The 14,035-nt window shown below is 68.7% G+C and carries 14 protein-coding genes and 1 pseudogene; 4 read left to right on the plus strand and 11 right to left on the minus strand.

Features of this window, described 5'->3' with window-relative positions:
• Window positions 1-240 precede the first annotated feature (240 nt).
• On the minus strand, window positions 241-1,170 hold the full coding sequence (locus ACFVXA_RS18170; RefSeq protein ID WP_384397973.1) for an NAD(P)H-binding protein: 930 nt from the start codon (window positions 1,168-1,170) through the stop codon (window positions 241-243).
• A gap of 695 nt (window positions 1,171-1,865) precedes the next feature.
• On the opposite strand from ACFVXA_RS18170, the gene ACFVXA_RS18175 reads away from it, so the two are divergent.
• Complete coding sequence (locus ACFVXA_RS18175) at window positions 1,866-2,054, plus strand: hypothetical protein (RefSeq protein WP_383904937.1); 189 nt, start codon at window positions 1,866-1,868, stop codon at window positions 2,052-2,054.
• Between the two features lie 11 nt (window positions 2,055-2,065).
• Here the strand turns inward: ACFVXA_RS18175 and ACFVXA_RS18180 are convergent.
• A pseudogene (locus ACFVXA_RS18180) lies at window positions 2,066-2,347 on the minus strand (alpha/beta hydrolase fold domain-containing protein); the annotation flags it as partial.
• Here ACFVXA_RS18180 and ACFVXA_RS18185 point away from each other — a divergent pair.
• Complete coding sequence (locus tag ACFVXA_RS18185) at window positions 2,275-2,892, plus strand: AraC family transcriptional regulator (protein WP_390025580.1); 618 nt, start codon at window positions 2,275-2,277, stop codon at window positions 2,890-2,892. The pseudogene ACFVXA_RS18180 and the gene ACFVXA_RS18185 sit on opposite strands and share 73 nt — an antisense overlap.
• Window positions 2,893-3,165: 273 nt before the next feature.
• A complete protein-coding gene (locus tag ACFVXA_RS18190; RefSeq protein WP_384397971.1) occupies window positions 3,166-3,885 on the plus strand; it encodes a hypothetical protein in 720 nt (239 codons plus the stop codon).
• 63 nt (window positions 3,886-3,948) lie between these two features.
• Here ACFVXA_RS18190 and ACFVXA_RS18195 read toward each other — a convergent pair whose 3' ends face one another.
• From ACFVXA_RS18195 to ACFVXA_RS18215, 5 genes are all read right to left on the minus strand, one after another.
• Window positions 3,949-4,275, minus strand: a complete 327-nt coding sequence (locus tag ACFVXA_RS18195; protein ID WP_384023644.1) for a hypothetical protein — start codon at window positions 4,273-4,275, stop codon at window positions 3,949-3,951.
• 41 nt (window positions 4,276-4,316) lie between these two features.
• Complete coding sequence (locus ACFVXA_RS18200) at window positions 4,317-4,805, minus strand: hypothetical protein (protein WP_390025582.1); 489 nt, start codon at window positions 4,803-4,805, stop codon at window positions 4,317-4,319.
• A 434-nt stretch (window positions 4,806-5,239) separates the two neighbouring features.
• The gene (locus ACFVXA_RS18205; RefSeq protein WP_384397965.1) at window positions 5,240-5,911 is read right to left on the minus strand and encodes an enoyl-CoA hydratase-related protein; all 672 of its coding nucleotides are present in this window, start codon (window positions 5,909-5,911) and stop codon (window positions 5,240-5,242) included.
• A gap of 61 nt (window positions 5,912-5,972) precedes the next feature.
• Window positions 5,973-7,016: a hypothetical protein gene (locus tag ACFVXA_RS18210; protein ID WP_390025584.1), complete on the minus strand. Its 1,044-nt coding sequence runs from the start codon at window positions 7,014-7,016 to the stop codon at window positions 5,973-5,975.
• Window positions 7,017-7,091: 75 nt separating this feature from the next.
• Entirely contained in the window at window positions 7,092-8,108 is a 1,017-nt protein-coding gene (locus ACFVXA_RS18215; protein WP_390025586.1) for an alcohol dehydrogenase catalytic domain-containing protein, read from the minus strand.
• A 243-nt stretch (window positions 8,109-8,351) separates the two neighbouring features.
• On the opposite strand from ACFVXA_RS18215, the gene ACFVXA_RS18220 reads away from it, so the two are divergent.
• Window positions 8,352-8,924, plus strand: a complete 573-nt coding sequence (locus tag ACFVXA_RS18220) for a TetR family transcriptional regulator C-terminal domain-containing protein (RefSeq protein WP_362562371.1) — start codon at window positions 8,352-8,354, stop codon at window positions 8,922-8,924.
• Window positions 8,925-9,191: 267 nt separating this feature from the next.
• Here the strand turns inward: ACFVXA_RS18220 and ACFVXA_RS18225 are convergent, their stop codons facing one another.
• The 4 genes from ACFVXA_RS18225 to ACFVXA_RS18240 form a co-directional block, all read right to left on the minus strand.
• A complete protein-coding gene (locus tag ACFVXA_RS18225; RefSeq protein WP_390025588.1) occupies window positions 9,192-9,560 on the minus strand; it encodes a PaaI family thioesterase in 369 nt (122 codons plus the stop codon).
• 669 nt (window positions 9,561-10,229) lie between these two features.
• A complete protein-coding gene (locus tag ACFVXA_RS18230; protein WP_383904917.1) occupies window positions 10,230-11,753 on the minus strand; it encodes an aldehyde dehydrogenase family protein in 1,524 nt (507 codons plus the stop codon).
• A 223-nt stretch (window positions 11,754-11,976) separates the two neighbouring features.
• Window positions 11,977-13,284, minus strand: a complete 1,308-nt coding sequence (locus ACFVXA_RS18235) for a GAF domain-containing protein (protein WP_383904914.1) — start codon at window positions 13,282-13,284, stop codon at window positions 11,977-11,979.
• A gap of 134 nt (window positions 13,285-13,418) precedes the next feature.
• Window positions 13,419-14,018 carry an N-acetylmuramoyl-L-alanine amidase gene (locus ACFVXA_RS18240; protein ID WP_390025590.1) on the minus strand — a complete coding sequence of 200 codons (600 nt, stop codon included), beginning with the start codon at window positions 14,016-14,018 and terminating at the stop codon, window positions 13,419-13,421.
• Window positions 14,019-14,035 lie beyond the last annotated feature (17 nt).

A 14,035-nucleotide genomic window follows, 5' to 3' on the forward strand; every position in this document is an offset into this window, starting at 1 on the left:
ATAGACGAACCGATCGAGCCGCTCCCCGGGTGGTGTCAAGCCGGCCGCCGGAGATCCCGTATCTCAACCGAACGTGATCCCGTGATTTTGCCTGCGGATTCTGGACATGCTGGAGGAGCGGCGGTCTGCGGGCAAGAGACCGTGAGGCCGGGGAGACGGCGGTGGAGCTGGGCCCTCGACATGGACACCTGTACGGCCGTGCTGTCGGAGGGGGCGTACACCGCACGACGAGGACAGGGTTCAGAGGCTGAACAGGCTGGGGTTGTCGAGGACGTAATCGGCCACCCCCGATGGAGGCCGCCCGGTGACCTGCTCGACCCCGTCCGCCTTGCGGTCGTATCGATTCTCGGCGTGAAGGCGAGCCATGGTGGAGATGTGCTGAAAGGCATGGTCCGGCAGCCCCAGCGGTCTGAGATCATCGTTGATCCATTCCTGCAGCGGGACGTCCGTGTACCTGACCGGTCGTCCCAGAGCTGTGGAAAGCTCTGCCGCCATGACGGCGGCGTCCTCCGAGCGCGGGCCGGTCAGCTCGTAGATTCGGCCGATGTGCGGGGACGGATCGGCCAGGATCTCCTCAACAACCGCGGCGACGTCCCGAGCCGTCACAGGGGAGGTTTTCGCCCGGCCGAAGGGCAGTCTGATGCTTCCGTTCTTCGCGATCGAGGAGAAGCCGACACGGAACAGCGGGTTCTCCGTGAACACAGTGGGCCTGATCTGGACGACGGGCAGGCCTGACCAGCCGAGGACCTGCTCCACCAACCAGTGCTGCCGCTGCTGCACGGACTCAGAGGTGCTGGTGAGATCCATCTCCGAGACAGTGAGCTGCGACATGTTCACGAACACTTCCAGGCGTCCGTACGCGCGGGCGACGGCCGCTGCCGTCACGGCAGCCTCCAGATACTGTGCCGACACACCCATACCGAAGTACATACGTCCACAACCGGCCAGGGCGTCGGCAACGTCGACCGCGCGCGTCAGGTCTCCGACGACGACCTCCGCTCCCATCGTGCGCAGCGCCTCCGCTCGCTCATCCTCGCGATGCGCCATGGCCCGGACGCACAGGCCCCTCTGCTTCAGGCCCTCGACCACAGATCGGCCGACGGCGCCGACACTGCCCGCCGCGCCCGTCACCAGAATGGGCAGCGCACGGGCTTCCGGGGTGCCGTCCATACGAGCAGACTGGGGTGCGCACCGCCACGGCGCAACCGGAGACGGCCGGCCTCGCCGACGTTGTGCCAGGCAGTCACCGTCTGTGAAGCAGGTCGGCCTGTTCGTCCGCCTCGGGTTCCGAGGCCGTCCTCTGTACCGCTCGGCGCGGAGTGTGGTCCGTGCAGTGGCCGGGGTGACACGCCGGGGCATACGGGAACGCGGTCGGTAGCGAGGGGGGTGGGCTGTCGGCGGGGTCGGCTACCTTCGAAAGGTCCCGAGTGGACCGCGCGTTCCCGCGCGCCTGACGGCTGCGGGCCGGGCGGGAGCGGTGTGCTCGCCCCCCGGTTGTTCTGGCCCGGGGGCGGGCTCTTCCCAGCACCGACTTTCCCCGGCCTCGCCCACGGTCCGGGCACCGGCCCGTGGGCGCGCTGACCACACTCCGCCACCCCCGCGGGCCGGACCCATCCCCTCCCCGCCGACAGGGGACCCCCGCCGTGGCACACACCGCCCCCGCCATCCCCCTCACTCCATCACCGAGTGCTGGCCGGCGTGACAAGCCCGAACGGCAACCGCCCGCCAGAGTGCACCGAGATCGACCCGTGCGAGCCGTGCACCCAGGACACGGACGCGGAAGCCGAGGTAATCGAAGCCTCCATGGGCCTGCGCGACCGACCGACAGGGACAGCCGAACCCCGACGGACGACTACGACGTGACCGTGCTCCGCACAGAGATGATCACCTTCCGCCTGCCTGCCGCCTCAGCCCAGGACGCCGAGGAGCGCTACCTCATGGACGCCGAGGAGACCAGCAGCGAGACCGTCAGCCTGCGCGTCGACTCCACAACACGCCTGGACCCGGACGTGGCCGGCCGGCCGCAGGAGGCCCTCATCCGCCTCACGGCGTAATACGACACGCTTCAGGGGTGCAGTGCTCGTTGCAGTGCCTCGATGGCGAGCGTGCGCGCGACCGTGGTTGCCTTGGAGTCGCGGAGGCTGTCGAGCATCAGGAAGTCGTGGACCATTCCCAGCACTCGGACCGCGGTGACGTCCACTCCTGCCTCGCGGAGCTTGGCGGCGTAGGCCTCGCCTTCGTCACGCAGTACGTCGGCCTCGTCGGTGATGACCAATGTGGTGGGAAGGCCACGGAGCTGCTCGATGTCGGCCCGCAGCGGCGAGGCATGGATTTCGGTGCGCCGCGCTGATCAATCGATGCCGCAGGGAGGGTCTGGAAGCCTTCGTCACGACGCCGACGCCTGTGGTCCCGTCGATGAACGGTGTAGAGGTGACAGGGCAGCGCCCGATGGCGTTCGTGGCCGAAGCCGATGTCGTGCTCATCGGTAGTGGCGTGCAGACGCGCGACGTCGTCGCGGACGACCGACTGATCTCCCGGCTGCGGCTCGACCCTTCGCGACAGCTGATCGGTGCCCAGTGCTCCGGCGCGCTGGTGCTCGCCCGGCTGGGGTTGCTGGACGGCATGCCGGCCTGCACGGACATGAAGAGCCGGCCCTTTGTTGAAGCCTGCGACGTCACCGTTCTGGACGCGCCGTTCCACGCCGAGGGGAACATCGCCACAGCGGGCGGCTGCCTGGCGTCCCAGTATCTCGCCACGTGGGTGATCACCCGCATGCTCGGGGAGGATGCCGCGCGCGACGTCATCGGCTACGTTGCTCCGGTCGGCGAAAACCAGGAGACCGTCGATCGGGCCGTGCGCGCCGTCCACTCGGGCGAGGCTGCACTGCGCTGACGGCCCGTGATCAGTCTCGATACGATGAAGATCCACCATCTTGAAGCCGTCTGGTTACGACCTAATGTGAGCGATCGGTGCTGGTCACGGGCGGTTTTCCGGACTCAAGCTCTCGTCTGCCGCACCGGTGATCACGGGCCCACGGATTCCCCTGGCGTGGGGTGCCTGTGCGTAGATTTGGGCGGGAGAGCGTTTTCGCCTGCGGGTCCGTCGACGAACCGTCTGTGCTGACCGCATCATCCTGTCCGCAGGCGCCGCCCTCAGGAGACCTACATGAACGAACTACTCACTGAGGCGATCGAAGCCCACGGCGGGAACGCACGCTGGCGCCAGCTGACTCGGGCGCGAGCCACCCTTGTCAGCGGCGGTCATCTTTTCGCCGTTAAAGGCTTGCCGCAGGATCCCGCGCCGCGCGAGATGACCGTTCTCCTCCACGAGGAGCACGCCTCGGTCAGACCCTTCGGCGCCCCTGACCAGAAGACCGACTTCACGCCCGGATGTGTGAGCATCGACAAGCTCGACGGGCGAGTGGTGGCCGAACGTGAGGATCCACGGTCGTCCTTCAGCGGCCACACTTTGGAGACCCCCTGGGACGCGCTGGACCGGGCCTACTTCAACGGCTACGCCCTGTGGACCTACCTCACCACACCGTTCCTGCTGGCCATGCCCGGCTTCACGGTCACCGAAATCGAGCCGTGGCGGGAAGGAGACGAACTGTGGCGAGGGCTTCGCGCTACGTTCCCACCCGAGATCGCCAGCCACAGCACCCACCAGGACTTCTACTTCGGCCCCGACCGGCTGCTGCGCCGACACGACTATCACGTCGATGTGGCAGGCGGGTTCGCCGCCGCGCAGTACGTCTACGACTGCGTGGAAGCAGACGGCATCGTGCTGCCCACCAAGCGCCGGGCCTACCGCCGCGATGCCGATGGCCACCCCATCCTCGATGAGGTCATGGTCTCGATCGACCTCAGCGACATCCACTTCAGCTGACAGCAGCAGAACGCCTGGCCGATGGGCTCGATGACGGCGACGAGTTCGTTCGAGTACCGTGCCCTACTCGTCGTCGTTGTCCCGGCCATCTTCGAAGACGAGGAGCGGTTTGGCGTCATGAGCGGGTGTTTCGGCGAACGAGATGGCTTCGGTGAAGCGTTCGAGCGGGAAGGGCCGGCCTTGGGGGATGCTCAGCACTTCGTCCGTGACGAGGCCGCGAACTTCAGACAGCGCGCGCAGCGCGTCCGCAGGTGAGGCAGTGCCGAACCAGCGGTTCAGCCAGAAGCCACGGACCACTTTGGTCCCGTAGATGACCGAGCGCGCCTGCAACGGGATCGTCAGGGCCGCCGGGTCAGTCTGCCGATGGGTGGAGAGCGCGCCGTAGACCACGAGCTCTCCTCCCGGAGCCAATGCCTGGGACACCTGGGCACCTACGTGGCCGGCGGCGCAGTCGATGGCCTGCGCACGCCGGCCGGTCCTGTGACCTCCGTCAGACGCTGCAACAGGTCCTCGTCCTCAGTACAAGAGACCTCGTCGCCTCCCAGCGCCTTGATCTCTTCAACGGCATCGCGCCGCCGCACCCCATTGATCGTGCGCAGACCCGGGTGCCTGGCCAGCTGAATGACGAGCCGGCCGACGGTGGAGCCCGCCGCGGTCTGCAACAACCATGCTCCCGGCTGGACGTCGAGCTCACGAGTCACCAGGAGCAGTGCGGTCAACGGGTTGACCGCGAGTTGACAGGCGGTGGACTCGCTCAGACGATCGGGGACCGGCAGAAGCCTGTGTGTATCGGCAACAAGGTATTCCTGCCAGGTGCCGGCTACACGCGGCCCGGGTACGGCCGGGATGGCAAAGGCCACTACACGCTCGCCGATCTTCAGTCCCTCGGTGTCCGCACCCAGGGCCTCAATACAGCCCACGCATTCCTGTGCCCGCCTACAGTGGGAAACTCCGGGGAGAAACCGTAGCGACCACGCAGCACGTGCAGATCGCTGGCGTGAATCGGCGTCTCCTTCACACGGATCGACGCCTGGCCGGCTTCCGGCGCGGGAACAGGCCGGGATTCCAGGCGCAGGACATCGTTCGGCTCGCCGACCTCTCCGGCTACGAGCGCGCGCATGGACTGCGGCATGAGTGACCTTTCGTCTCTCAGCACCCGACGAAGTCGGCGAACGTTCTGGGCAGGAACGACGCAACCTCCGCCGAGTCACGGCGCCATGTGTGCAGCCTCGCCTGATCGATCGCCAGGTGTCACCCCTGCCTTGCTCCCAGCTTGCGCTCCTGCGCGAGCACTGTCGTGTCGTAAGAAGCCTTGCTCCCCAACGCGAGGCCGGTGACCGCCCCCGACGCGGCGTCAGCCCAGCGGGTTGGTCGTGTCGCGGAGGAGGGTGAGGACAGGGGCGTACATGCGCGTCTTGATGGTTCCGAGGCTGTCGCCGGCCTTGTTCGCGTGAGACTGGGCGAGTTCGAGGGCGGCCGTGCGCAGGGCGCCCTCGTCCACGGCCTGATCGACGATTCCGGCGGCGGCGGCTTCCTTGCCGCCGAAACGACGGGCGGAGACCATGGCGTGCTGGGCTGTCTGCGGGGTCAGCCGGGACTGGATGAGGGCGGACATGCCCGGAGTGAAGGGGATGTTGATCTCTGCCTCGGGCAGGCACCAGAAGCCCCGGTCGGCACGCATGAGACGGAAGTCGTGGGCCAGAGAGAACATCGCTGCGGCGGCGAACGTGTGTCCCTGCAGGGCGGCTACGGTGATCAGCGGGAGGGACAGGAACCTTGCGAACAGACCGTGAACGGAGTTGACGTAGTCCAGGTGCTCGTCGCTGTGCGCAGCGAGCCATTCGAGATCGAGACCGTTGGAGTAGAACTTCCCGGTCGCAGCGGTCATCAGGGCGCGAGGGCCTTCTGACTTCTCCACCTCGTCCAGGGCTGCGTTGACCGAGGCGATCCAGTCGGGGTGGAAGCGGTTCTCCCCGTCGCCGAGGTCGAGAACGAAGACGGCGTCGTGGCGGTCGAGCATGGGCATGAGGGCTCCTTGGAGACGTTTCGGTGGGGGCAGGGAGGTCTCTCCGCCGCCAAAGCGGAAGTCAACTGGAAAGTGTTCGCCGGGCGCGGTGGAGCAGGGTGGCTGCTGCCAGGAGACCCAGAGCCGCGGTCGCACCGGTCAGGAGGATGCCGGTGAGGGCCGGCCCTTCGGGAAGCGCGGAGGCGTGGACCCAGCGGATGGCGAAATTGGTGCTTGCCGCTATGGGGAAGCTGAAGATCCACAGACCCGGATGGAACGAGGGCTGGCGCAGATCGGGGAGGAGGAAGACGACGAGGAGGACAGTGAAGAGCAGCGTGCCGGCGAAGCCGTAGCCGACGGCGTCGAAGACGCCCTTGTGAGCGGCGGTCCAGGCGATTCCGCCGGTGGCCGGTGGGATGGTCAGGACGGTGAGGGCCGGGCGGGCGGGCCCGGGCAGGGGGCCACCAGTGACGAGGCTGCCGAGGATGACGGTGCCGAAGGCGAGCCAGTACAGCAGCCCCACCGCGAAGGCGGCGTCGGCGACACCGGGCTGCCTGAGCGTGGAGGCGACGGCACTCGCCACGAACGGTGCGGAGGTCACCGGCAGCAAGTAGCCCGGGTGCAGGACGGTTGCGCTCAGGGCACCAGTGAGCCAGTGGGCCAGCAGGCGTGCGGCGATGAGGGCGGCCACGGTGACGAACACGGCGTAGGCCCATCGTGGGCCTGTGATCCCGTACCGCGAGAAGTGGCCTGCGATCAGCATGCCGATGATGGGGACGTACCCAAGAGTGAAGCCATCGCCGGGATGACGCAGGTCGTGGCGCAGGTTGCGCCACTGGGTCCCGCCATGGCGCAGGTACTGCGCCAGCAACACCAGCCAGATGAGACCGCTGACGGTGAACAGCGCGTCGCTGACCTGGAGAGCGGGCGGAAAGGTGGTCACCGCTGCCTGCCAGGCACCGCCGAGGCCGGCAGTGCCGAGGGAGATGGAGAGCAGCCTGATCCGTGCGGCGCGGGTCGCACGAGGACCGTTGATGTCGGAGACGATGTCGTCGGCTGGGCACGCAGGCCCGCGGCCGCGTGGGGCCGTGCCGGTGTGCTCTGTCGTATCGACCATGTCGGTCATGGGGGGGAACCTCAAGGGGATTGCCAGGGGCGCGGGCCAGGACTCGCCTGCCCGGCGACACAGGTCGTGGCGTGGTCAGGCGTCCATGTCGAGGACGACGCGGAAGCGGGCCTTGCCCGAGAGCATCCGCTCGTAGGCGTCCATGGCGTGGGTGAAGGGCATGGTCTCGGTGGCGGGACGGATGCCGTGGGCGAGGCTGAAGGCGAGGTTGTCCTCGTTCTGGATCGACGATCCGGTCAGGCTGCCGGCGATGCGGTGGGTGCCGAAGATCAGGTCGGCGGTGGCCACCGTCAGCGGGTCGGGGGCGGCGCCGACGACCACCAGCGTGCCGCCCGGGGCCAGTCCGCGGACCAGGGGATTCATGGACGTCCCGCTGGATGCGGTGGCGACGATGACCGAAGCGCCGCCCAGGTCGGCCAGCGCCGTGCCGGGGTCGGTGAGGGTGCTGTCGATGTACTCGTGGGCGCCCAGTTCTCTGGCGGGTTTTTCCTTCTCCTGGCCGCGGGCGATGGCGGCGACCCGGTGTCCGAGGCTGCGTGCGTACTGCACGGCCAGGTGACCGAGCCCGCCGATCCCCTGTACGGCGACCAGGGCGCCGGCGCGGGTGGGGGCCTGCTGGAGCGCAGTGAGCGTGGTCAGTCCGGCGCACAGCAGCGGGGCCGCCTCGGCGGCGGGCATGCCATCGGGGATGCGCACCAGTCCGCTCGTGCGGGCGTATGTCACCTCCGCGTATCCGCCGTCGACGGTGGTGCCGGTCTGTTCCTGGTTCAGGCAGTTGACGAAGTCGCCGCGGCGGCACGGTTCGCACTCCCAGCAGTGCCCGTTCAGGAAGCCGACGCCGACGCGGTCGCCGGGCTGCCAGACGGTGACACCCGCGCCCACGGCATCGATCACGCCGACGATCTCGTGGCCGGGGACGACGGGGCGTGACGGGTCGGGGCGCAGTCCCTCCACGGCCAGCACGTCGGAGTGGCATACACCGCACGCCTGCACCCTGAGCCGGACGTGTCCGGGCTGGGGGTCGACCAACTCGCGCTCGACGAGCCGGAGCTGGTGGACACCGGTGGCCTCGAAGGCTCGGTACGCGGACATGACATTTCTCCTCGGTGCTGCCTCTGCCGACCCGGAGAGGGCCAAGGGCTGGGGGGCGGGACTGGGGCGCGTTCAATATGACCGGTCACTTCAATATGACCGGTCGCTTTATACTTAGTCAAGCAGGTCCGAGGGGCGAGCCGTGGATCACGTGGCGTCGGAGGCGGGAGCCGCTTCCCCGGTGAACAGGGTTTGACCTGCCGCAAGGCGACCGGACATATTGACCCCGAGGTGGTGGTGAGGATGGCACGCGCGTCCAAGCGCGAGGAGATCGCGCAGGCAGCCCTGGAGCAGTTCCGCACGCGGGGCTTCAATGCCACGGGCATCAGCGACATCACCTCGGCGGCCGGGGCTCCCAAGGGCTCGTTCTACAACCACTTCGCCAGCAAGGAGGAGAGCGCCCTTGAGGCGCTGAGCCGCTACGCGGCCGGGTTGCGGTTCGACCTGCTCGACACGCCGGGACGCCCTGCGCTGGAGCGGCTTCGGGCGCACTTCGAGTTCCTGGGCGCGGACACGGTCGACAGCGGCTTCGCCCGCGGATGCCTGGTGGGCAACCTCGGCGCCGAGGTGGCGGACCACTCCGAGGAGATCCGTTCCGCCGTCCAGGGCGGCTTCCAGCGGTGGGCCGCGCGCATCCGGCGGGTCCTCACCGAAGCCCGGGAAGCAGGTGAGCTGGACGCCGCTCTCGAGGTCGAGGAGGCCGCGCTGTTCATCCTCAGCGCCTGGGAGGGCACGCTGATCGCGGCCCGAGCCGACAAGTCCTCCGCTCCCTTCGACGCCTTCTTCCACATGGTCTTCGGCGTCCTCCTGCGCTGATCGCGACCGGCCGCTTCTGGACCCCGCAGGTGAGGGTGCGGTCGCTGGGAGACGCAGCCGGTACCGGACGTCGTCGCACGGGTCCTGGGGCGCCAGGATCGTCGTCTTCCTGCCGTATGCCTCCCTGTGCGACCGATGGATCGCGTCCCCAGGACGGCGAACCCGTTCTCGGTGAAGGCGCGCGCAAAGGGCGCTGACGGCAAGGAGAGCACCTGACCGATGCAGCAGCCTCGACAGGCTGGCCAGTTCTCTCGGGCCCCATCGCGCTCAGGGCACGAGGATCGGGAAGAGGATGCAGCTGCTGGTGGCGTGGGCCAGGAGCCGGTCGTCGGTCAGGTCGATCGAGGTGTATCCCATGCCCCGGGGCGGCACGGACTGCACCGCGCAGCCGGCCGCCGAGTCGAGCAGTGTGGCGTAGACGCCGCCGTGGACGCTGCCGATCGGGTTGTAGTGCTCCTCGCCCGGCACCAGTACGAACACTGGCCGGCCGTGCTCGGCCTCCTCCAGGGTGAAGCCCAGGGCGGCGGCGATCGGCGGGGCGGGCAGGCGCCCGGCCAGGATCTCGCGGAGGAAGTCGATACCGCTGTGGTGAGGGACGGCGTCGGTGGTGATGGCTGGATCTTCCCAGCCGAACACACGTGATCTGTACGTTGCGGCTCTTGCCGGCCGCTTGTGTCGGCCCTCAGGGACTTCTTAGATGTTTCGGACACGCGGCAGCTGCTCGGGGGCGTGTGTTGTCGGTGTGGCGTGCCGGTCGGCGATGGCGGGGCGGGCCACTTCTGCGGTGGAATCGTCCTGCAGGGTGTTTCAGCCGCCGCGGGGTTCAGGGCTGTCCGGGCCGACGCGAATGAGGCCAGGGCCGGCGTCGACGGTCAGCTCATCACCATCCGGCGCGCCCGGTATGCCGGACGGCGGAAAAAATGCCGTCCGGTGCGTACGGGTGAGCGTCGAGATGCCGACTGAGGGCGCATCGTTTTCCTCGGCACTGGAGGCCAGGTCAGCTGCGGTTCAAGAGGAGGGCGATGCACCGCAGAGTCACCGACTTGCCGCCGCCCGTGGAGGCGTTGACACGGACGTACGGGTGCCGACGGTTCGGCCCTGCTTACCGGTATCGACGATCGCTGCGCTCATGAGCGGGCGGCTCGTGGGTTGGGTCCTCGGAGCTTTTTGGTCCGCGAATGGTCCGGTGGGAACTCCCATGTATGCCAGACTGTAGCTTTAGGAACCCAATTGATTACAGTGGGTATCTTCTATGACGGGTTGCCTGGAGCGCAACGATGCCTCCAAGCAACCCGACTTCAAGCTCTAGAAGAAGCCAAGTTTCTGAGGGCTGTAAGAACAAAGAATGTTCTTCGTCTGCTGGTAGTGCTCCAGCATCATCTTGTGGTTCTCCCGGCCGATGCCGGACTGCTTGTAGCCACCGAACGCGGCGTGTGCCGGGTAGGCGTGGTAGCAGTTCGTCCAGACGCGGCCCGCCTGGATCGCGCGGCCCGCGCGGTACGCGGTGTTGATGTCCCGCGTCCACACGCCGGCGCCGAGCCCGTACAGCGTGTCGTTCGCGATCTTTATCGCGTCGTCGAAGTCGTCGAACGACGTGACCGAGACGACCGGGCCGAAGATCTCCTCCTGGAAGATCCGCATCCGGTTGTCGCCCTCGAAGATCGTCGGCTGGACGTAGTAGCCGCCCTTCAACTCGCCGTCGTACTCGATCCGTTCACCTCCGGTGAGGACCTTGGCGCCCTCCTGCCGGCCGATGTCCAGATAGGAGAGGATCTTCTCCAACTGGTCGTTGGAGGCCTGGGCGCCGATCATCGTGTCGGTGTCGAGCGGGTGGCCGGGCTTGATGAGTTCGGTGCGGGCGACCGCCGCCTGAAGGAACTCGCGGTAGTGGCCGCGCTGGACCAGCGCCCGGGACGGGCAGGTGCACACCTCACCCTGGTTGAGCGCGAACATAGTGAAGCCTTCGAGCGCCTTGTCGCGGAAGTCGTCGTTCTCGGCCCAGACGTCGTCGAAGAAGATGTTCGGGGACTTGCCGCCCAGCTCCAGCGTCACCGGCTTGATGTTCTCCGAGGCGTACTGCATGATCAGCCGCCCCGTCGTGGTCTCGCCCGTGAACGCCACCTTCGCCACCCGCGGGCTGGACGCCAGCGGCTTGCCCGCCTCCACGCCGAAGCCGTTCACGATGTTCACCACACCCGGGGGCAGCAGATCCGCGATCAGGCCCATCCAGTAGTGGATGGACGCCGGGGTCTGCTCCGCGGGCTTGATCACGACAGCGTTGCCCGCCGCCAGCGCCGGAGCCAGCTTCCAGACCGCCATCAGGATGGGGAAGTTCCACGGGATGATCTGCGCGACCACGCCGAGCGGCTCGTGGAAGTGGTACGCCACGGTGTCGTCGTCGATCTCGCCGAGCGAACCCTCCTGGGCGCGGATCGCCCCCGCGAAGTAGCGGAAGTGGTCGATCGCGAGCGGGATGTCGGCGGCCAGGGTCTCACGGACCGGCTTACCGTTCTCCCAGCTCTCGGCGACCGCCAGCTTCTCCAGGTTCGCCTCCATCCGGTCGGCGATCTTGAGCAGGACGTCGGCGCGCGCGGTCACGGACGTGCGGCCCCAGCCGGGCGCGGCCGCGTGTGCCGCGTCCAACGCGCGCTCCACGTCCTCGGCGGTGCCCCGCGCGACCTCCGTGAAGGGCTGCCCGTTCACCGGACTCGGGTTCTCGAAGTACTGTCCGCGCGCCGGCGGAACGTACTCCCCACCGATGAAGTGGTCGTAACGGGCCTGGTAGGAGACGATCGCGCCCTGAGTGCCGGGCGCCGTGTAACGGGTCATGCTGGTCTGCCTCCCGGAGAAGCGCCGCCCGCCGTTGGGCAGCTCTCGCCGCGAGGCTAGGAACGCGGACGTTGCGCGGACGTTGCACGTGCGCGTTGCCCGTCCTCGCAGCCGCCGCTCCGGTCACGCCGGCCGTCCGTCAGGTCGGCCCGTCCGTCAGGTCGGCCCGTCCGTCACGCCGGTGGCCTGCTTGTCCGTTCATGCGGGTTGGCCGCCTGTCCGGTCACGCCGGGTGCGATGGCGGACGCACCCGCTCGTGCGGCGCGGCCCGTCCCCAACCAGGGGGCGCCGACAGCTCGGCCTCCAACGCCTCCAGCCGTGCCCGTACCGCCGCCGTCGGGCGCACCGCCGCCAGTGCCCGCCACACGTCGAGGTCGTCCTCGCCCCACGGCGTCCCGGCCCAGCCGGCCAGCAGATCAGGGTCGCGGCGCGCGATGAGCGCCGTACGCAGCCCGTCGGCGAGCCTGCGCCGCAGCCGGACCACCCCCGGCGCCCCCGAACCCGGGAGCAGCGGACCGGCGTACGCGGCCGCGGCCGCGGTGACCGCGCCGGTACCGAGCCGCCGCTCGACGACCGCGAGATCGGACTCGACCAGCACCGTGAGCCGGTAGGGGCGCGACTCCAGCAGACCGGGACCGAGGATTCGCCGCAACCGGGCCAGCTCGGCGCGCAGCGTCACCGGGGTCACCGACTCGTCCTCGTACAACGCGCACGACAACTCGTCGCCGGTCAGTCCCTCCGGGTGCCGGGCCAGCAACACCAGGATCTCGCTGTGCCTGCGACTGAGCCTGATCTTCCGGCCGCCCGCGAGCAGATGAGCCTCCTCGCGGCCCAGCGCGGTCAGCTCGACAGTGTCGGCCATGGCCGTCGGCGGTGCGAGCAACGCCAAGTGCGACTCGGCGGCGCGCGCCACCGCCTGCACGAAACCCAGACTGTGCGGATGCGCGAGCCGGTCCCCACCGGTGATGTCCACCGCACCGAGCACCCGCCCGGTGCGCGGATCGTGCACGGGCGCCGCCGCGCAGGTCCAGGGCTGGACACGCCGGATGAAGTGCTCGGCCGCGAACACCTGCACCGGCCGGTCGACCGCCACCGCTGTGCCCGGCGCGTTCGTACCGACCGCCGTCTCCGACCAGCGCGCTCCCGGCACGAAGTTCATCCGACCGGCCTGCCGTCGCGTCGCCGGGTGGCCCTCGACCCACAGCAACCTGCCCTGGGCGTCGCATACCGCCAGCAGGTGCTCCCCGTCCGCCGCGAACGTCCCCATCAGCTCCCGGAACAGCGGCATCACCCGGGCCAGCGGATGCTCCGCCCGATACGAGCCGAGCTCCCCGTCCATCAACTCCACGCTCGCGGTGCCGTCGGGCACGACACCGGCCCGCGCCGACCGCCGCCACGAGTCGGCCACCACGGAACGCACCGGCCGCGGCACCGTGCCCGCCTCGGTGAACGCATCGTGGGCGCGACGCAGGATCCGCACCCGCTCGACGGGATCGGTGCCCGGTTCCAGGGCCACCCATGGATCGGTCAACTCGGCCTCCCGGTAGGCGATGCGGAGGGGACCATCGTCACGTCCCGTGCGGGCTCGGACAAGCTGTGTGACGGTGCCGCCCATCCGTCACACACGGCACCCGCCGCCTTCCGGACACCCCGAGGGCTCTCCGGTCAGGCGAAGTTGACGAGTCTTATGTAGCGGGTCCAGTCCCAGTTCGGCCCGGGGTCCGTGTGGTCGGTGCCCGGTACCTCGGCGTGGCCGATGATGTGGGCGCGGTCCTTGGGGAGCCCGTATCGGGTGCAGATCGAGGCGGTGAGCCTGGCCGACTCCTCGTACAGGGCGTTGGTGAAGTAGGCGGGCTGGTCCACCCAGCCCTCGTGCTCGATGCCGATGCTGCGCGTGTTGTAGTCCCAGTTCCCCGCGTGCCAGGCGATGTCGTGCTCCCGGACGCACTGGGCGACATGCCCGTCGGCCGAACGCACGAGATAGTGGGCGGACACCTTCTTCTGCGGGTTCTGGAAGATGGACAGGGTGGTGGAGTAGGTCGCCTGCGTGACGTGGATGATCACGTAGTCGAGCGGATAGGCGACCGGCCGGTTGGACGCCGTGTAGTTGGACGTGTTCGCCTGCGTCCATTCGGCACCCGGGAAGTCCACGTCCGCGGCCTGCGCCGTGGCCCGGGTGCCGGGGAGTAATGAGTAGGGGAGGGCGGCGAGGGCTGCGCCCTTCAGCAGCCGCCGCCGGCTCGGGAACGATGAGGCTCGCTCCATGGAGTGTCTGCCTTTCT

The sequence above is a fragment of the Streptomyces sp. NPDC058246 genome (assembly GCF_042881985.1).
GTDB lineage: Bacteria > Actinomycetota > Actinomycetes > Streptomycetales > Streptomycetaceae > Streptomyces.